This is a genomic window from Streptomyces sp. 8N114 (genome assembly GCF_052245835.1).
GTDB lineage: Bacteria > Actinomycetota > Actinomycetes > Streptomycetales > Streptomycetaceae > Streptomyces.
The window spans coordinates 36846-53881 of record NZ_JBQQBT010000011.1 but is presented as its reverse complement, the minus strand read 5'-3'; the positions used below and the strand labels follow the sequence as shown (position 1 = coordinate 53881).

The following is a 17036-nucleotide window of genomic DNA, read 5'->3' as shown; positions in this document are numbered from 1 at the left end:
TCCATTCGTCCAGGTGTCGTTCATGGTGGAACCGTCAGGCGGACGCCGGGCGACGGGCGGTCCGGCGCCGCATCGGGTCCAGGAGCCGCTCGGCGAGGGTCAGGGCACGCTCGACCAGCAGCGCCAGGACGGCCACGAGCAGGGCGCCCGCGACCACCTGAGGCGTGTCGTAGTTGCCGAATCCGGCCGTGATCAGCCGGCCGAGGCCGCCGCCGCCCGGCAGCGCGGCGAGCGTGGCGGTGGCGACGAGTTGCACGGCGGCGGTCTGGATGCCGGTCATGATCAGTGGGAGGGCGAGCGGCAGTTCGACCTGCCGCAGCAGCTGCCGGCCCGTCATCCCCATGCCCCTGGCCGCCTCGACGACCTCCCGGTCCGCCTCGCGTACTCCGGTGTACGCGTTGGTCAGCAGCGGCGGCAGTGCGAACAGCACCAGCGCCACGATCGTCGCCCAGTCGCCGTACTTGCCCAGCGGGCCCATCGACAGCAGCACCAGCACGGCGAACGTGGGCACGGCGCGGCCCGCGTTGGACAGGTTCACCGCCAGCGCGCCGCCCCGCCCCACGTGGCCGAGCCACAGCGCGAGCGGCAGCGCCAGCGCGCAGGAGAGCAGCAGGCAAATGCCCGTCAGATAGATGTGCTCGCCGAGCCGCTGGAGCACGCCGCCGTCGCCCGTCCAGTGGGAGCCCGTCGTCAGCCAGGTCCATACGTCGGTGAAGATGCCCATCGCGCTCAGCCCGCCTTCCCCACGAGATCCTGTGCGGAGGCGGCGGACGGGGCCGACGGAGCGCGTACGGCGCTCTTACGCGTGCGCACGCGGGTCCACGGCGTCAGCGCCCGCTGGAGCCACAGCAGCAGCAGGTCGGCGACGATCGCCAGCAGGACGCAGATCGCCGAGGCGGTCAGCACCTGCGCCTTGAAGAAGCTCTCCATGCCGTCGTAGATGAGGTTGCCCAGCCCGCCGTAGCCGACGATCGCGCCGACCGTGGTCAGCGACACCGCCGTGACCGTCGCGATCCGCACCCCCGCCAGCAGCGCGGGCAGTGCCAGCGGCAGCTCCACCTCGAACAGCAGTCTGCCCGGCCCGTACCCCATGCCCTGCGCGGCCTCCCGGGCCTCGTTCGGCACCGCGTCCAGGCCCGCCAGGATGTTGCGCACCAACACCGTGAGGGAGTACAGCACCAGGCCCGTCACCACGACGCCGGCCGACAGCCCGAAGACCGGCAGCAGCAGCGCGAACATCGCCAGTGACGGGATCGTGTAGAGCACCGTCGTCACGCCCAGGGCCGGGGCGCGGGCCGCCCGCCAGCGCCGGGCCGCCACCGCCAGCGGCAGGGCGAGCAGCAGTGCGATGGCGACGGAGAGCACGGTGATCCAGATGTGCTCCACGGTCGCGTCGAGCAATTCGCTCTGCCGGGTGCGCAGATACGTCCCGCACAGCCACTCGTTCTGCGCAAGACAGCTCTGGGGGCCGCCTGCCGCCGCGCTGCTCAAACCGGTCACCTCCCCGCGCTGTGCGGTTCTCGGACGAAGTCGCGAAGTCTCATGCCACGATGACGGCCGACCCTATCCCGGCGGACTGACAATCGGTCCGCAGTGCCGTACCCCGGAAACACACTGTTCATCCTCTGCGCCGAGGATTGCTCTGCGCTGAGGAATGTCGGTGGCTCGTCTTTCGCTGTTCGGTACGGTCGGCGGTCTTCGGCACGGCCGGAGACAGCCGGGACGGGCGGCCGGGCGGACGAGCGGCCGGAGACGAGGATGGGCAGATGATTCGCTTCGAGAACGTGGCCAAGCGCTACCCCGACGGGACCGTCGCGGTCGAGGGGCTCTCCTTCGAGGTGGCCGAGGGAGAACTGGTCACCCTCGTCGGTCCCTCGGGCTGCGGAAAGACCACCACCATGAAGATGGTCAACCGGCTCATCGAGCCCACCGAGGGGCGCATCCTGGTCGACGGCGAGGACATCACCCGCGTCGAACCGGTCGAGCTGCGCCGCCGGATGGGCTATGTCATCCAGCAGACCGGTCTCTTCCCGCACCGCACCGTGCTGGACAACACCGCGACCGTCCCGCACCTGCTGGGCTGGTCCAAGGCGCGCAGACGCGAACGTGCCCGCGAACTGCTGGACCTGGTGGGCCTGGACCCGGACGTCTTCGGCGACCGCTACCCCGAGCAGCTCAGCGGCGGCCAGCGGCAGCGCGTCGGCGTGGCCCGGGCGCTGGCCGCCGACCCGCCGGTGCTGCTGATGGACGAACCCTTCGGTGCCGTCGACCCGGTGGTGCGCGAGCACCTGCAGAACGAGTTCCTGCGGCTCCAGTCCCGGCTGCACAAGACGGTGCTGTTCGTCACACACGACATCGAGGAGGCAGTCCGCCTCGGCGACCGTATCGCCGTCTACGGGGAGGGCCGCATCGAGCAATTCGACTCACCCGCCACGGTGCTGGGCGCCCCCGCTTCCGGGTACGTGGCCGACTTCGTCGGCGCGGACCGCGGCCTCAAGCGGCTGTCCGTCACCCCGATAGAGACCGGCGACCTGGAGCAGCCGCCGACCCTCCATCTGACCGACCGGCTGGACGAGGCAGCCGCCCGGATGGCGACCGACGGCGCCCGCTGGGCCGTCGTCCTGGACGGCGCGGACGAACTGCACGGCTGGGTCTCCGCAGGCACCCTCGCCGAGGCCGCGGTACGGAACGCGGACGGCTCGGGCACGGTCGGCGACCACGCGCGGCGCATGGAGGCGTGGCTGCCGCTGGGCTCCTCCCTCAAGCAGGCATTCAGCACGATGCTCCAGCACGACGCCGGGTGGATCGCCGTGCTGGACAAGGCGGACCGGTTCGTCGGCGTCCTCACCCCGGCCAAGCTGCACGAGGCGCTACGCCGCTCCGTCGACGCGGACGCCCGCGCGGTGGCCCGCCAGGACGTCGAGTTGGAGACGATCGAGAGCTCGTGAGGCGGCGGAAGCCGCCTCATGAGGCAGCGGGGGCCGTGCGGCTGCGCCGTTGACAGCGCTCGCACAGCTGTGCTGCACTCCTCGCATGATCAGTACACGCGGCCACTTCTGGCGGAGGGTCCATCTGGACCTGCTCCGCTACGCGGGCCGCGTGTGTCTGCCGTCCTGTTGATCGCTCGTTTCCGACCCTGCCGTCGGCCCTGACGCGGCCGGCGCGCGTCCACGATCACTCACTTCCAGGACGGTTCCCGTGTCACTCGCGCCTGTTTCCGCGCCCTCCGCGCCCTCCGCGGCCACCTCTGACTCCGCCGGTCCCGACGAGGCCGAACTCCTCGCCTTCGTACGTCGGATCGCCGCCGACGACGCCCTCGTCGCCTCCCTCCCGCTCGACCCCGAAGGCCGCACCTGGCTGCGCCTGGAGGGCCCCGGCGGCAGCGAGGCATGGCTCATCGGCTGGCCGCCGGGCACCGGCACCGGCTGGCACGACCACGGCGGCTCACGCGGCGCCTTCGCCACTGCACACGGCGCCCTCACGGAGCACGCGTTGGCCGCCCGTATCCCCACCGAGGGGTGGAAGACGCTGGAGCTGGCCGACGGGGTGGACCGCGAGCGTCAACTGGCGGCGGGCCGCGGCCGAGCGTTCGGCCCGCACCATGTGCACGAGGTGCTCAACGACTCCGACAGCGCCCACGCCGTCTCCGTGCACGCCTACTACCCGCCGTTGCCGCTGATGCGCCGCTACAGCCGCACAGGCGCGGTGCTGCGTCTCGAAGAGGTCGAGCACCCCGGGGAGTGGGAGTGAGCGCCGCGCCGGAGCCGGAGACGGAGCCGGAACCGGAGCCCGAGGAGAGCCGTATCGACGCTCTGCTGGCCGAAGCGCGCTCCGGGCTGACCCGGCTGACACCCCGGCAGGCGGCCGAGGCCCAGCGGGCAGGGGCGCTGCTGGTGGACATCCGCTACGCCGCGCTGCGCGAGCGGGACGGCACCATTCCCGGTGCGCTGGTCGTCGAGCGCAACGAGTTGGAGTGGCGGCTGGATCCCACCTGCCCGTACCGCGCACCGGAGGCCACCGGGCCGGATGTACGAGTGGTGGTCGTCTGCAACGAGGGCTACGCCTCCAGTCTGGCCGCCCGCTCCCTGCATGCGCTCGGGCTGCCCCACGCCACGGACCTGACCGGGGGCTTCCAGGCGTGGCGCGCGGCCGGCTTGCCGGTGGAGCCACCGCCAAGAGAGGGCTGATCCCCTGCCGCTTGTGGGCAGGGGAGGGTGGCACTCAGTCCGCGGCGAGACCGTTCAGCGCTTCCAGGACGCTGCGGTGGAAGGTGGGGTAGGCGAACATCATGTCGCGCAGCGTCGCGGTGGGGACGGTCGCGCGGACGGCGACGGCGAGCCCGTAAAGCACCTCGCCGCCCATCGGCCCGGCGGAGGTCGCGCCCACCAGGACCCCGCGTTCCGCGTCCTCCACCAGCTTGATCAGGCCCTCGTTGCCCGCCTTGTGGATCCAGCCGCGAGCCCCGGCGGGCACCTGGGCCAGCCCGGTGCGTACGGTCAGCCCGCGCTCGCGCGCCTGCGCCTCGGTCAGCCCGACGGAGCCGATCTCCGGGTCGGTGAAGGTCACACGGGGCTCCGCGCGGTAGTCGGCGCCGGGACCGGGCTCGCCCAGCCCCGCCTCGGCCAGGATGGCGCGTACCGCCACGTCGGCCTGGTACATCGCCACATGGGTGAACGCGCCCTCGCCCACCAGGTCGCCGACCGCCCATACGCCGGGTGCGACCCGCATATGCGCGTCCACCTCCACCCGGCGGGCCGCCGCGTCCAGGCCCAGCGCCTCGCGGTCGAGCGCGTCCAGCCGGGGCCGCCGTCCGGTGGCCACCAGCAGCCGCTCGGCGGACAGTTCCTCGGCGTCGTCCAGGGTGAGGGTGAACGAGCCGTCCGCGTACCGGGCCGCCGAGACACGCGCGTTGGTCCGTACGGTCAGGCCCTCGTTCTTCAGGACCCGCAGCAACAGCTCGCCGGCTTCCGGTTCCTCGGCCGGGACCACCCGCTCGGACGCCTCGACGAGGGTGACCCGGGTGCCGAACCTGGCGTACGCCTGGGCGAGTTCGGCCCCTACCGCACCGGCGCCGAGCACCAGCAGGGATGCCGGGGCCTCGGCTGCGGAGACGGCCTCCCGGTTGGTCCAGTACGGCACTTGGTCGAGGCCGGAGACCGGGGGTGCCGAAGGGGCGCTGCCGGTTGCCAGGACGACGCCGCGCCGCGCGGTGAACGCCTCCCGTCCGTTCTCGCCCTCCACCTCGACCCGGCCATGCCCGGTGTACCTGCCCCTGCCGCGTACGAAGTGGCCGCCCTGGCCGGTGAACCGCTCGACGGCCGCCGCGTCGTCCCAGTCCGTCGTCGCCTCGTCGCGGATCCGCGCGTGGACGGGGGAGAAGTCCGGCTCGACCCGCGTGCTGCCTGCCATTCCGGGTACCCGCCGCGCCTCGGCGAGCAGATTGCCGGCCCGGATCATCATCTTGCTGGGCACGCACGCCCAGTACGGGCACTCGCCGCCCAGCAGTTCTGCCTCGACTCCCACCACGTCCAGGCCCGCCTGGGCCAACTGCCCCGCCACTGCCTCGCCGCCGGGACCCATCCCCAGCACGACGACATCACACTCGCGCGCCATACGCCCGGCCTCCTCAGCTCGTCGGCCCGGCTCGGCCCGGAGGACACTGCCCCGCGTCACGCCGTGCCACGCCCTCCGGTGAGCATAAGAGCCCCGGACGTCATGGGCATCCCGCACGCCCGGTGTGCTGCGCCGGGTGCCTGCTCAGTCCGCGCCCAGCCCGCAAGCGCAGCGCACCTCGCACACCAGCCAGCCGAAGCCGCCCAGGCCGCCCGGGTCCAGCAGCTCCGCAGCCTCCCCGGCCGCGCTCAACTCCCGTACGTACGCCGTGGGGTCGCTGGTGGCCAGCGAGAGTGCGGGGCGCCGTCCTGTCACTCCCAGCGCGCGCAGCGCCGACCGCTGGGTCAGCAGGGTGGTGGCGCCCGGCGCTGCGGCGGCCACCGCGTCCAGGGCGACGTGCGAGGTCAGGTCGCAGGAGCCATCCGGTACGGGGCGGCACTCGTGTCCCTCGCGGAAGCCGGTGAGGGTGCCGAAGGGCGGCCGGGCCGCGCTCTCGTGTCCGTAGTCGACGGTGACGGCGACGCCCCGGCGCAGGGCGCCCGCAGCGCGCGCCCACGCGGCGTCGCGCGGGTGCCCGATCTCGGCCCGCGCGCCCTCGTACGCGCCCGCCAGCGGCCACCAGCGCGCCAGCCACGCGGCGTCGTACCCCGCCACCGGAGGGCCGGGCCGCTCGGTGCCGTCCGGCTCCACCAGCACCAGCCGCGGGGTGCCGGACGCGTCGATCTCGGCGACGTCCACAGGGACGTTGTCCAGCCACTCGTTGGCGAACAGCAACCCCGTCAGCGTCCCGGGCCCGGGCAGCTCGTGCTGCCAGCCGATCGCCGGGTCCAGCCGCGCGGGCCGCTCCCGGTGCTCGACGGCCACGGGACGCAGCCGGGCCACCACATCTGCGCCGGCCGCCTCCCGGTCCCACAGCGCGGCCAGCACGCCGGTCAGCAGCTCGCCGTCGCCGGCCCCGACGTCCACCAGGTCCAGCGGTTCGGGGTGCCCCAGTGCCTCGTCCACCCGCAGCAGGAGGCGTGCCACCGCCTCCGCGAACAGCGTGGAAGCATGCACCGAGGTGCGGAAATGCGCTGCTGGGGCCTGACGTGCGTAGAAGCCGCGCGGCCCGTACAGCGCGCCTTCGGTGGCCGTGCGCCACCCGGGCGGCTCGGAGTTCATGGGCCTCACCGTAGGGCGGGTATCGCCATTCGTGCGGACCGCCACCCTCCACCTTCCGGAGTACGTCCGGCGGCCAGGGATCGGCCGTCCGGTTGACCCCTGCACGTACTTGCCCTGCATACGCTTAGTTACGTGAACCGGCTTTACGACTTCATCCGCAGGCACCCCACCTGGGTGGACAGCCTCTGGGCCGGCTTCCTGCTCATGTTGTCGTCGCTGTGGATCGTCGCCAGCGTGTCGGCGCCCCCGAGTCCCGACGGTTCCGATCAGCTGCCGCAGGAGACCGGCCAGCAGGTCGCCCTGATTCCGATAGCACTCGCTCTATGCCTCGTGGTGGCGCTGCGGCGGCGGGCCCCCGAGAAGATGCTGCTGCTGGCGACCGGTACGGGGCTCGCCCAGTTGGTCGCCGATGTCGGCCCGTTCCCCGGCAACTTCGCCTTCCTGATCATCATCTTCACCGTCGCCTCCCGGCACACCCGCTGGGCCTCCCGCTTCGCGCTCGCGGGCGCACTGCTGGCACCCACCATCGACACGCTGCGCTGGCCCAACAGCCCGAACGAAAGCCTGTACGCCGAGATCTTCGGCACCCTCTTCATGACGCTCGCGTTCGTGATGGCCTGGGTGCTCGGCGACTCCCTGCGCACCCGCCGCGCCTACTACCTCCAGCTGGAGGAGCGCGCCAAACGGCTGGAGAAGGAGCGCGAGGCACAGGCCAAGGTGGCCGTCGCGGCAGAACGTGCCCGGATCGCCCGCGAGCTGCACGACGTGGTGGCGCACAACGTGTCCGTGATGGTCGTCCAGGCCGACGGCGCCGCGTATGTGCTGGACAGCTCGCCCGAGCAGACGCGGATGGCGCTGGAGACCATCTCCGGTACCGGCCGACAGGCGCTCGCCGAGATGCGCCGCCTGCTGGGCGTGCTGCGCACCGGCGACCCCGGTACGCGGGACGGCGACGAATATGTACCGCAGCCCGGTGTCGAGCAGATCGCCGACCTGGTCGAGCAGGTGCGCGGCGCCGGGCTGACGGTGAACTTCAAGGTGCAGGGCACCCCGCATCCGCTGCCCAGCAGCGTGGAGCTGACCGCGTACCGCATCGTGCAGGAGGCGCTGACCAACACCCGCAAGCACGGCGGCCCGGACGTCGGCGCCACGGTGCAGCTGAGTTACGGGGACGACGAGCTGTCCGTACTGGCCGAGGACGACGGCCGTGGCGCCCAGCGCGAGCTGTACGAGGAAGGCGGCGCCGACGGCCTCGGGCACGGTCTGATCGGGATGCGCGAGCGGGTCGGCATGGTCGGCGGCGCGCTGGAGGCCGGTCCCCGCTCGGGCGGCGGCTTCCGCATCCGTGCGGCCCTCCCGCTCAAGGGCGCAGACTGAGGCCCGACCGCCCGCCACCGTTTCCGCCCGCCACCGTTTCCGCCCGCCCCGTTTTCCCGCCCGAGCCATACCGAGCCCCGCCGACCGAGCCCACGACCGAGCCCCGCCGAGAAGGACCCGAGGACCTAAATGACCATCCGTGTGATGCTCGTCGACGACCAGGCGCTGCTGCGTACCGGTTTCCGCATGGTGCTGACCGCCCAGCAGGACATGGAGGTCGCGGCGGAGGCGAGCGACGGCGGGGAGGCGCTGGCAGTGCTGCGCGAGACCCCGGTCGACGTGGTGCTGATGGACGTACGGATGCCGAACGTCGACGGGGTGGAGGCCACCCGCCGGATCTGCGAGGGAGGCGAGGGCGGCCCGGGCGATCCGAAGGTGCTGATACTGACCACCTTCGACCTGGACGAGTACGCCTTCTCCGCGCTCAAGGCCGGGGCGAGCGGCTTCATGCTCAAGGATGTGCCGCCCGGCGACCTGCTGGCCGCCATCCGCGCCGTGCACAGCGGCGACGCGGTCGTGGCCCCCAGCACCACCCGGCGGCTGATCGACCGCTTCTCCTCCGTGCTGCCCGCCACCACCTCGGAACCGGTCGCCAAGGAACTGCGCCGCCTCACCGAGCGCGAGCGCGAAGTCCTCACCTTGATCGCCCAGGGCCTCTCCAACGGTGAGATCGCCGCCCGGCTGGTGCTGTCCGAGGCGACGGTGAAGACGCACGTGGGCCGCATCCTGGCCAAGCTGGAGCTGCGCGACCGGGTGCAGGCGGTTGTGCTGGCGTACGAGACGGGCTTGGTGCGGGCTTCCGGGGGGTAGCGCGCGGGGTGGGTGAGTGCTCACCAGTGGCGGTGGGTGAGCGCGCTCACCTCAGCACCGTCTCCAGGAAGTCGCTCCCCAGCCGTCCCACCACCTTCAGGTCCAGCTGGTACTGCACATACCGCCCGCGCCGCCGGGCGGTGATCAGTGCGGCCTTCTTCAGCACGGCCAGGTGCCGGGACACCTCGGGAGAGCTGATCGAGCAGAGGTCGGCCAGCTCGGAGGTGGTGTACGGAGCCCGTGCCAGGCTCCGGCAGAGCCGCATCCGCAGGGGGTGCGCCAGCGCCTCCATCCGCAGCGTGACCTGCTCGACGGACAGCGGCGCCGGCAGTGGTTCGCGCCCCGTCACCGGGTAGTGCACGACGGGCCGCCACCCGTACCGGTGCAGCACCATCAGATGCGGCCACTGGTGGACGGACGGTATGAACGTCACCCCGGGGCCGACCGCCGGGTCCACGGCGCTGGTGCGGGCGCTGCTGAGCTTGTCGGCGTCGATGACCGAGCCCGTCTCGTCGGTCGAGAGTGCCGGTGAGACCGCCTCCAGCGTGGCGGCGAGCCCCCGACGGCGCAGCAGCTCGGTCTTCTCCCGGGCGTCGGCGACCAGCTGAGGGCGTACCCGCTTCCAGGTGTCGGCGAAGAATGCCTGCTCGCAGTCCTCGAACAGGCGCCGCACCCAGCCGCGTACGGCGGGTGGGTCCGCCAGCAGCCGCTCGGTGAACTTCCGCTGCTGGGGCCCGCGCGCGGACGCCAGCTCGATGGAGCGTTCACGTAGCGCCGGATCGGACAGCGGAGAGCGCAGCGAGTCGGTGCCGTAGAGCCCGCTACAGGTGAACTCCAGCGCTGCGGAGACGAATTCCTCGTCCTCCAGCTTGTCGAGCAGATCCAGGTCCTCGGCGAGCGTCGCACCCGGTTGTACGGAGGCGTCCCGCAGCCCGGCGAAGCCCATCAGGATGTCGGAGAACGTCGTACGCCACAGGAAGTCCGCCTCGCACAGCCGGTCGGCGAGGTCCGGCTTGAGAGAGGCGTTCGTCGCGGTCGCCCAGGCGTGCGCTCCGGGGTGGTGCCCGGGCTCGGCCAGGATGTGCAGCGCGGTGCCCAGTTCCGCCAGCGGCGAGGGGGCGAAGACGATGCGCTCCTGCGGCAGTCCCGCTATGTCGATGGTGACGCTCATGTCCCCATACTGCCTGCCTGGTCAAGCGCCCTTTTCCGGTCCTGTTCCGCCGTCCTTTCCTCCCCGGTTGAGGAGGCCGGTTCTTCCCCGATTGACGAGGCTGGTCAATCGACGGGGGGTGGATTGACGACCCCTGTCAATTCGCGTGCTCCGGCAGGAATCGGGCCGCAGTGTCGTCGTCATGAGCATCGGTGAGCAGTACGCATTGGACACCTGGCGGCTCCGCTCCCAGGAGCAGGCACCGCCCCCGGCACCCGGCACCCACGAGGCGAAGCTCCTCAGGGCGTGGTGGGTGGCCCGTAAGGAGGCACGGAAGGAGCTCGGCGGGACCGCGCGGGAGACCGCACCCCGGTCTCTCCGGCGCCGTGCGCGGAGGGCTTAGCATGGCGTGGTCTCGTCCGGTACCGGCGACTGAGCGGACCGGAACGCATACGGAAGGCCACTTTCGTGAACGCACACCATGCCCACCCCCCGGGCGGTACAGGGGGTCCCGATCCATCGACCCCGGCCAGGGCAGAGGACCGCCCGGCGCGGCTGTCCGTCGGCGTCGTCGGCGCGGGCCGGGTCGGCCCGGCGCTGGCGGCGGCGCTGCGGCTGGCCGGGCACCGTCCCGTCGCCGCCTCCGGCGTCTCGGACGCCTCCCGGCGCCGCGCGGCCGAGCTGCTGCCCGGCGTCCCGCTGGTGGACCCGGCCGAAGTGCTGGCCCGCTCCGAACTCGTCCTGCTGACCGTGCCCGACGACGCGCTGCCGGACCTGGTGTCCGGTCTGGCGCAGACCGGTGCCGTGCGTCCGGGGCAGCTGGTGGTGCACACCTCCGGCCGGTTCGGCACCTCGGTGCTGGAGCCGGCGCTCCGTGCCGGAGCGCTGCCGCTGGCGCTGCATCCGGTGATGACGTTCACCGGCACTCCTGTGGACGTGCAGCGGCTGGCCGGGTGCGCGTTCGGGGTGACGGCGCCGGAGGAGCTGCGGCTGGCGGCCGAGGCCCTCGTCATCGAGATGGGGGGCGAGCCTGAATGGGTCACCGAGGAGGCCCGCCCGCTCTACCACGCGGCCCTCGCCATCGGCGCCAACCACCTGGTCACCCTGGTCAACCAGTCGATGGATCTGCTGCGTGCCACCGGTGTGCAGGCCCCCGACCGGATGCTCGGCCCGCTGCTGGGCGCAGCGCTGGACAACGCCCTGCGCTCCGGCGACGCCGCGCTGACCGGCCCGGTGGCCCGGGGTGACGCCGGCACCGTGGCCGCACACGTCGCCGAGCTGCGCCGCAGGGCACCGGAGACGGTGGCCGCCTACCTGGCGATGGCCCGCGCGACCGCCGACCGGGCGCTCGCGCACGGCCTGCTCAAGCCGGAGCCCGCCGAGGCACTGCTGGACGTTCTCGCTGCGGCCGACACACCCAGGGGCACCCGCCCGGACGACCGCCCCTCCGACGGCCCCCGTGACAGCGACGGCGACGGCGACGGGGAGGCGGACGCATGATGCCGCGAGTCGTCGATACGGCGGCCGAACTGCGCTCCCTCCCGGGCGGACCGGAGCGCGCCGTCGTCATGACCATGGGCGCCCTGCACGAGGGTCATGCCGCGCTGGTGCGTGCCGCGCGCGAGCGGGTGGGTCCCGAGGGCCAGGTCGTGGTCACCGTCTTCGTCAACCCGCTCCAGTTCGGCGCTGGCGAGGACCTCGACCGCTACCCGCGCACCCTGGACGCCGATCTGGAGGTCGCCGGCAAGGAGGGCGCTGATGTGGTCTTCGCGCCGTCCGTGGCCGAGGTCTATCCGGGCGGCGAGCCGCAGGTGCGGATCTCCGCGGGCCCGATGGGCGCCGTACTGGAGGGCGCTTTCCGCCCCGGGCACTTCGACGGGATGCTCACCGTCGTCGCCAAGCTGCTCAACCTCACGGCACCTGACGTGGCGTTCTTCGGGCAGAAGGACGCCCAGCAGCTCGCTCTCGTCCGCCGTATGGTGCGGGACCTGAACTTCCCCGTGGAGATCGTCGCCGTCCCCACCGTCCGCGAGGACGACGGCCTGGCCCTCTCCAGCCGTAACCGCTATCTGAGCGACGCCGAGCGTGCCCTCGGGCTCGCCCTCTCCCAGGCCCTCCGTGCGGGGGAACAGGCCGTGCCGCAGGGCCCCGCGGCAGTCCTGCACGCCGCCTCGCAGGTGCTGGAGGCCGCCGCCGAGCAGGGTCTGGACGTGGACTACGCGGCCCTGGTCGACCCCGAGGGCTTCGCCGAGATCACCGACGACGCGTGGCAGGGTGCCGCCGTGCTCGCCGTCGCGGCCCGCGCGGGCACGACCCGGCTGATCGACAACGTCCCCCTGCACTTCGGAGAAGCACGATGACCGCCCTGAGCCCGACCCCCGGACCCGTCGGCACCGGCATAGCCGGCAGCGCGCTGCCCGCGCCCCCGCCGGGCTGGAATCTGGACGCCGACGTGGTCGTCGTCGGCTCCGGTGTCGCCGGGCTGACGGCCGCGCTGCGCTGCGCCGCGGGCGGGGCCCGTACCGTCGTGGTCACCAAGGCCCGGCTGAACGCGGGATCCACCCGCTGGGCCCAGGGCGGCGTCGCGGCGGCACTGGGCGAGGGGGACAGCCCCGAACAGCACCTGGACGACACCCTGGTGGCGGGCGCCGGACTGTGCGACGAGAACGCGGTGCGCGCCCTGGTCACCGAGGGCCCCGCGGCCGTACGGCGGCTCATCGATGCGGGCGCCAACTTCGACCTCTCCTCCGACACCGGTGAGATCGCGCTGACCCGCGAAGGCGGCCACCATCGCAACCGCATCGCCCACGCGGGCGGCGACGCAACAGGCGCCGAAATCTCCCGCGCCCTGGTCGGCGCCGTACGCGAACAGGGCATCCGCACCATCGAGAACGCCCTCGTCCTGGACCTGCTCAAGGACGCCGAGGGCCACACTGCAGGCGTCACGCTGCACGTCATGGGCGAGGGCCAGCACGACGGCGTAGGGGCCGTCCGGGCACCCGCCGTCGTCCTGGCCACCGGTGGCATGGGCCAGGTCTTCGCCGCGACGACCAACCCGGCCGTCTCCACCGGCGACGGCGTCGCCCTCGCGCTGCGCGCCGGCGCCGAGGTGTCCGACCTGGAGTTCGTCCAGTTCCATCCGACGGTGCTCTACCTCGGCCCCGACGCCGAGGGCCAGCAGCCGCTGATCTCCGAGGCGGTACGCGGCGAGGGCGCCCACCTGGTGGACGCCGACGGGGTCCGCTTCATGCAGGGCGCCCATCCCCTCGCCGAGCTGGCGCCGCGGGACATCGTCGCCAAGGGCATCATGCGGCACTCCGCGCAGCAGGGCACCGATCACATGTATCTGGACGCTCGGCACTTCGGCGCCGCCATGTGGGAGACCCGCTTCCCCACCATCCTGGCCGCCTGCCGCGACCACGGCATCGACCCGGTGACGCAGCACGTGCCGGTCGCCCCAGCAGCGCACTTCGCCAGCGGCGGCATCCGTACCGACCTGACCGGCCGCACCACGGTCCCCGGCCTCTACGCCTGCGGCGAGGCGGCCTGCACCGGCGTCCACGGCGCCAACCGTCTGGGCTCCAACAGCCTGCTGGAGGGCCTGGTCTTCGCGGAGCGGATCGCCGAGTCGGTCCTCGCTTCCGGGCGGGCGCTCCCCGGCCCCGCGGTCGACAGCCGCGGCGCAGGGGCAACTCTCCTCCCCGCCACCGCCCGCACCCGGATCCAGCACATCATGACGGCGGGCGCCGGAGTCCTCCGCAGCGCCCACTCCCTCTCCACGGCAGCCGACCGACTGGCGGCCCTCGCCACCACGGCAGCCGAAAAGCACCCCGAGCCGGGCGTGGACACCTGGGAGACGACCAACCTCCACCTGGTCGCGCAAGTCCTGGTGGCAGCGGCCCTGCGCCGCGAGGAGACGCGAGGCTGCCACTGGCGCGAGGATTTCCCGGACCGCGACGACGAGAAGTGGCGCCGCCACCTCATCGTCACGGTCGACAGCGCGGCGCAGCCCAGCGCCCAGTTCACCCTCCGTACGACCCAGACGACCGCCTTCCCCGCGATCGTCGCCCCGCCCAAGGAGCAACAGTGACCGACGACCTCCCCCTCGTCCAGATCGGCAGGGGCCCCTCGGCACCGCCTGAGGGAGGCGGCTGCGGCGACGGCTGCGGCTGCTCGTCGGGGCCAGGCCCTGACGAACTCGATCCGCTGGAGTGCGGTCTGGACCCGGACCTGGCCCAGCTGCTGAGCGACGCGGGGCTCGACCCGGTGCAGGTCGAGGACATCGCCCACCTGGCGGTCGAGGAGGACCTCGACCGCGGCGTGGACGTCACCAGCGTCGCCACCATCCCGGAGGACGCCGTCGCCACGGGCGACTTCACGGCGCGGGAGGCCGGTACCGTCGCGGGCCTCCGCGTCGCCGAGGCCGTGCTCTCCGTCGTCTGTACGGACGAGTTCGAGGTGGAGCGGCACGCACTGGACGGCGACCGGGTGGCGGCGGGCCAGCGGCTGCTGACCGTCCGCACCCGCACCCGCGACCTGCTCACCGCCGAACGCAGCGCGCTGAACCTGCTGTGCCATCTGTCCGGCATCGCGACCGCGACCCGCGCCTGGGCGGACGCGCTGGAGGGTACGAAGGCGCGGGTGCGCGACACCCGTAAGACGACGCCCGGGCTGCGTGCCCTGGAGAAGTTCGCGGTGCGCTGCGGCGGCGGCGTCAACCACCGGATGTCGCTTTCGGACGCGGCGCTCATCAAGGACAACCACGTCATCGCGGCGGGCGGGGTCGCCGAGGCGTTCGCGCGGGTCCGCGCCGAGTTCCCGGACATCCCGATCGAGGTGGAGGTCGACAGCCTCGACCAGATCCCGCCCGTGCTCGACCAAGGCGCCGATCTGCTGCTGTTGGACAACTTCACACCGGGTATGACCGCAGAGGCGGTCACCCTGGTCGCGGGCAGGGCGCGGCTGGAGTCCTCCGGACGCCTCACCCTGGCCAACGCCGCCGAGTACGCGGCAACCGGCGTCGACTTCCTCGCCGTCGGGTCGCTCACCCACTCGGCGCCGACCCTGGACATCGGCCTGGATCTGCGAGAAGACACGGACCTGCGAGAGGAGCAGCCCTGATGCTGCTCACCATCGACGTGGGCAACACCCACACGGTGCTGGGACTGTTCGACGGCGAGGAGATCGTCGAGCACTGGCGCATCGCAACAGAGGCACGCCGTACGGCGGACGAACTGGCCGTGCTGTTGCACGGTTTGATGGGCATGCACCCGCTGCTCGGCGAGGAGCTGGGCGACAACATCGAGGGCATCGCCATCTGTTCGACCGTCCCCTCCGTGCTGCACGAGCTGCGCGAAGTGACCCGGCGCTACTACGGCGACATTCCGGCTGTGCTGGTCGAGCCCGGCGTCAAGACGGGCGTACCGATCCTGATGGACAACCCGAAGGAGGTCGGCGCCGACCGGATCATCAACGCGCTGGCCGCGGTCGAGCTGTACGGCGGCCCGTGCGTGGTCGTCGACTTCGGTACGGCCACCACGTTCGACGCGGTCTCGGCGCGCGGCGAGTACGTCGGCGGCGTCATCGCCCCCGGAATCGAGATCTCCGTGGACGCGCTGGGCGTGCGGGGTGCGCAGCTGCGCAAGATCGAGATCGCCCGGCCGCGGAGCGTCATCGGCAAGAACACCGTCGAGGCGATGCAGGCGGGCATCGTCTACGGCTTCGCGGGCCAGGTGGACGGCGTCGTCCAGCGGATGGCCGCCGAGCTGGCGGACGATCCGGAGGACGTCACCGTCATCGCGACCGGAGGGCTCGCCCCCATGGTCCTGGGCGAGTCGTCGGTCATCGACGAGCACGAGCCCTGGCTGACGCTGATCGGCCTGCGCATGGTGTACGAACGCAACGTCGACCGCAGCTGACGCGACGCCGACCGCACCCGACGAGGCCCCGCTGTCGAAGGGGCCTCGTCACTCCGCGGTGCGGCCGCGCCGTCGGGCGCTCTCGCGCGTACGAGGGCCGGGGCCGAGACCCGTACCGACGCCGCCACGCCGTGAATCGGGCGATAAGCACATTTAGCTCTTACACCCTCTATCGTCGCCTCATGCCCACGCCATACGGTTCCCGAGGCGGCGTGGCGTTCGGCCCGCACGAGCTGCGTGTGCTCAGCGGTGCTCTCGCCATCGCCCTCCAGTCCGACCCTGCGCCCGAGCAGGCCCGGGAGTTCCTGCGGCTCGCCCAGGCCGTGGACGAGACGATCCGTGAGGGCGCCCGGCTGCGCTCCTTCGTGCGGGCGGACCTCGCCCGCTACCGTGCGGCGTTGCCGGGCACCGCCGCGGGCTACCTGGACCAGTTGGAGGCCGCCCTCGCCACCGGGTACCTCCCCGTCCCCGCCGACCTGTCCGCGCTCCGCATCCTGTCCACCCGTCCGGCGAGCCCGCCCGAGACGGCCCGCCGCAAGACGCTGCTCCGGCGCGCCCAGGCGGCCCGCATCCCCCAGGTCCGCCACTCCCAGGACGACCGGCCCGACGGCCGCGTCCCCGCTGTCCGGACCCCCTCTATCCGGACCCCCGCTGTCCGGACCGGCGCCGTCCCGATCCCGGCCGTACGGGCGGCCGAGGAAGGCGAGCAAGAGGGCGACGGCCCCGAGCCGTCACCGAAGCGGAAGGCCAAACCGTCGCCCGGCCCCGCGAAGCCCGGTCCGGCCGAGCGGCCCGGCTCCCCGGAGCCCACGCCCTCGCGGCCCGTACCCACACCTGCCGAGGTCTTTCCGCCCCGCCGCCGCCAGCCCTCGGCTCCGTCCTCGCCCCCGCCTCCGCCGCCGTCCGAGCCGGCCGAAGAGCCGGACACCGAGCAAGGCGCCACGGCCCCGCAGCGCCTCGCCGTCCCTGCGTAATCCGCCCCTCCCCGGCACAGGGGCGGTCGGTTC

17 protein-coding genes are annotated in these 17036 nt (G+C 72.8%); 12 read left to right on the top strand and 5 right to left on the bottom strand.

The genetic code is table 11. The features are described from left to right. Positions 1–34: 34 nt before the first annotated feature. Together ACTWQF_RS22725 and ACTWQF_RS22720 are read right to left on the bottom strand one after the other, a co-directional pair. On the bottom strand, positions 35–724 hold the full coding sequence (locus ACTWQF_RS22725; RefSeq protein ID WP_443281469.1) for an ABC transporter permease: 690 nt from the start codon (positions 722–724) through the stop codon (positions 35–37). 5 nt (positions 725–729) lie between these two features. Further along, positions 730–1491 carry an ABC transporter permease gene (locus ACTWQF_RS22720; protein WP_443281468.1) on the bottom strand — a complete coding sequence of 254 codons (762 nt, stop codon included), beginning with the start codon at positions 1489–1491 and terminating at the stop codon, positions 730–732. 275 nt (positions 1492–1766) lie between these two features. Here ACTWQF_RS22720 and ACTWQF_RS22715 point away from each other — a divergent pair, with 275 nt between their 5' ends. The 3 genes from ACTWQF_RS22715 to ACTWQF_RS22705 all read left to right on the top strand — a co-directional run bounded on the left by ACTWQF_RS22715 (position 1767) and on the right by ACTWQF_RS22705 (position 4187). Beyond that, the gene (locus ACTWQF_RS22715; RefSeq protein WP_443281467.1) at positions 1767–2948 is read left to right on the top strand and encodes an ABC transporter ATP-binding protein; all 1182 of its coding nucleotides are present in this window, start codon (positions 1767–1769) and stop codon (positions 2946–2948) included. A gap of 250 nt (positions 2949–3198) precedes the next feature. Then, complete coding sequence (locus ACTWQF_RS22710; protein WP_443281466.1) at positions 3199–3750, top strand: cysteine dioxygenase; 552 nt, start codon at positions 3199–3201, stop codon at positions 3748–3750. Then, positions 3747–4187, top strand: a complete 441-nt coding sequence (locus ACTWQF_RS22705) for a rhodanese-like domain-containing protein (protein WP_443281465.1) — start codon at positions 3747–3749, stop codon at positions 4185–4187. The genes ACTWQF_RS22710 and ACTWQF_RS22705 overlap by 4 nt, the downstream gene beginning before the upstream one ends. 34 nt (positions 4188–4221) lie before the next feature. Here ACTWQF_RS22705 and ACTWQF_RS22700 read toward each other — a convergent pair whose 3' ends face one another. Next, entirely contained in the window at positions 4222–5613 is a 1392-nt protein-coding gene (locus ACTWQF_RS22700; RefSeq protein ID WP_443281464.1) for a dihydrolipoyl dehydrogenase family protein, read from the bottom strand. Positions 5614–5757: 144 nt separating this feature from the next. After that, positions 5758–6774 (bottom strand): SAM-dependent methyltransferase, encoded by a 1017-nt coding sequence (locus ACTWQF_RS22695; protein WP_443281463.1) that lies wholly within the window; start codon positions 6772–6774, stop codon positions 5758–5760. Positions 6775–6906: 132 nt separating this feature from the next. On the opposite strand from ACTWQF_RS22695, the gene ACTWQF_RS22690 reads away from it, so the two are divergent. Both ACTWQF_RS22690 and ACTWQF_RS22685 read left to right on the top strand, forming a co-directional pair. Next, the gene (locus ACTWQF_RS22690) at positions 6907–8151 is read left to right on the top strand and encodes a sensor histidine kinase (RefSeq protein ID WP_443281462.1); all 1245 of its coding nucleotides are present in this window, start codon (positions 6907–6909) and stop codon (positions 8149–8151) included. 129 nt (positions 8152–8280) lie between these two features. Next, the gene (locus ACTWQF_RS22685; protein WP_443281461.1) at positions 8281–8961 is read left to right on the top strand and encodes a response regulator; all 681 of its coding nucleotides are present in this window, start codon (positions 8281–8283) and stop codon (positions 8959–8961) included. A gap of 46 nt (positions 8962–9007) precedes the next feature. Here ACTWQF_RS22685 and ACTWQF_RS22680 read toward each other — a convergent pair whose 3' ends face one another. Beyond that, positions 9008–10132, bottom strand: a complete 1125-nt coding sequence (locus tag ACTWQF_RS22680; RefSeq protein ID WP_443281460.1) for a DUF5937 family protein — start codon at positions 10130–10132, stop codon at positions 9008–9010. A 181-nt stretch (positions 10133–10313) separates the two neighbouring features. On the opposite strand from ACTWQF_RS22680, the gene ACTWQF_RS22675 reads away from it, so the two are divergent. The 7 genes from ACTWQF_RS22675 (at position 10314) to ACTWQF_RS22645 (ending at position 17003) form a co-directional block, all read left to right on the top strand. Further along, positions 10314–10514, top strand: coding sequence for a hypothetical protein (locus ACTWQF_RS22675; RefSeq protein ID WP_443281459.1), 201 nt, complete (start codon positions 10314–10316; stop codon positions 10512–10514). Between the two features lie 65 nt (positions 10515–10579). After that, positions 10580–11611: a Rossmann-like and DUF2520 domain-containing protein gene (locus ACTWQF_RS22670; RefSeq protein WP_443281458.1), complete on the top strand. Its 1032-nt coding sequence runs from the start codon at positions 10580–10582 to the stop codon at positions 11609–11611. After that, positions 11608–12471, top strand: coding sequence for a pantoate--beta-alanine ligase (gene panC, locus ACTWQF_RS22665; RefSeq protein ID WP_443281457.1), 864 nt, complete (start codon positions 11608–11610; stop codon positions 12469–12471). The genes ACTWQF_RS22670 and panC overlap by 4 nt, the downstream gene beginning before the upstream one ends. Beyond that, entirely contained in the window at positions 12468–14201 is a 1734-nt protein-coding gene (locus ACTWQF_RS22660) for an L-aspartate oxidase (RefSeq protein WP_443281456.1), read from the top strand. Before panC ends, ACTWQF_RS22660 begins: the two co-directional genes overlap by 4 nt. Further along, positions 14198–15232 carry a carboxylating nicotinate-nucleotide diphosphorylase gene (gene nadC / locus ACTWQF_RS22655; RefSeq protein ID WP_443281455.1) on the top strand — a complete coding sequence of 345 codons (1035 nt, stop codon included), beginning with the start codon at positions 14198–14200 and terminating at the stop codon, positions 15230–15232. Before ACTWQF_RS22660 ends, nadC begins: the two co-directional genes overlap by 4 nt. After that, a complete protein-coding gene (locus tag ACTWQF_RS22650) occupies positions 15232–16029 on the top strand; it encodes a type III pantothenate kinase (protein WP_443281454.1) in 798 nt (265 codons plus the stop codon). The genes nadC and ACTWQF_RS22650 overlap by 1 nt, the downstream gene beginning before the upstream one ends. Positions 16030–16211: 182 nt before the next feature. Continuing rightward, positions 16212–17003, top strand: a complete 792-nt coding sequence (locus ACTWQF_RS22645; RefSeq protein ID WP_443281453.1) for a hypothetical protein — start codon at positions 16212–16214, stop codon at positions 17001–17003. Positions 17004–17036 lie beyond the last annotated feature (33 nt).

What these genes read in the sequence shown, in the direction of transcription:
- ACTWQF_RS22725 (WP_443281469.1), bottom strand. Translation starts at nt 724, where the DNA reads ATGGGCATCTTCACCGACGTATGGACCTGGCTGACGACGGGCTCCCAC.
- ACTWQF_RS22715 (WP_443281467.1), top strand. Translation starts at nt 1,767, where the DNA reads ATGATTCGCTTCGAGAACGTGGCCAAGCGCTACCCCGACGGGACCGTC.
- ACTWQF_RS22700 (WP_443281464.1), bottom strand. Translation starts at nt 5,613, where the DNA reads ATGGCGCGCGAGTGTGATGTCGTCGTGCTGGGGATGGGTCCCGGCGGC.
- ACTWQF_RS22695 (WP_443281463.1), bottom strand. Translation starts at nt 6,774, where the DNA reads ATGAACTCCGAGCCGCCCGGGTGGCGCACGGCCACCGAAGGCGCGCTG.
- ACTWQF_RS22685 (WP_443281461.1), top strand. Translation starts at nt 8,281, where the DNA reads ATGACCATCCGTGTGATGCTCGTCGACGACCAGGCGCTGCTGCGTACC.
- ACTWQF_RS22680 (WP_443281460.1), bottom strand. Translation starts at nt 10,132, where the DNA reads ATGAGCGTCACCATCGACATAGCGGGACTGCCGCAGGAGCGCATCGTC.
- ACTWQF_RS22675 (WP_443281459.1), top strand. Translation starts at nt 10,314, where the DNA reads ATGAGCATCGGTGAGCAGTACGCATTGGACACCTGGCGGCTCCGCTCC.
- panC (WP_443281457.1), top strand. Translation starts at nt 11,608, where the DNA reads ATGATGCCGCGAGTCGTCGATACGGCGGCCGAACTGCGCTCCCTCCCG.
- ACTWQF_RS22660 (WP_443281456.1), top strand. Translation starts at nt 12,468, where the DNA reads ATGACCGCCCTGAGCCCGACCCCCGGACCCGTCGGCACCGGCATAGCC.
- ACTWQF_RS22650 (WP_443281454.1), top strand. Translation starts at nt 15,232, where the DNA reads ATGCTGCTCACCATCGACGTGGGCAACACCCACACGGTGCTGGGACTG.
- ACTWQF_RS22645 (WP_443281453.1), top strand. Translation starts at nt 16,212, where the DNA reads ATGCCCACGCCATACGGTTCCCGAGGCGGCGTGGCGTTCGGCCCGCAC.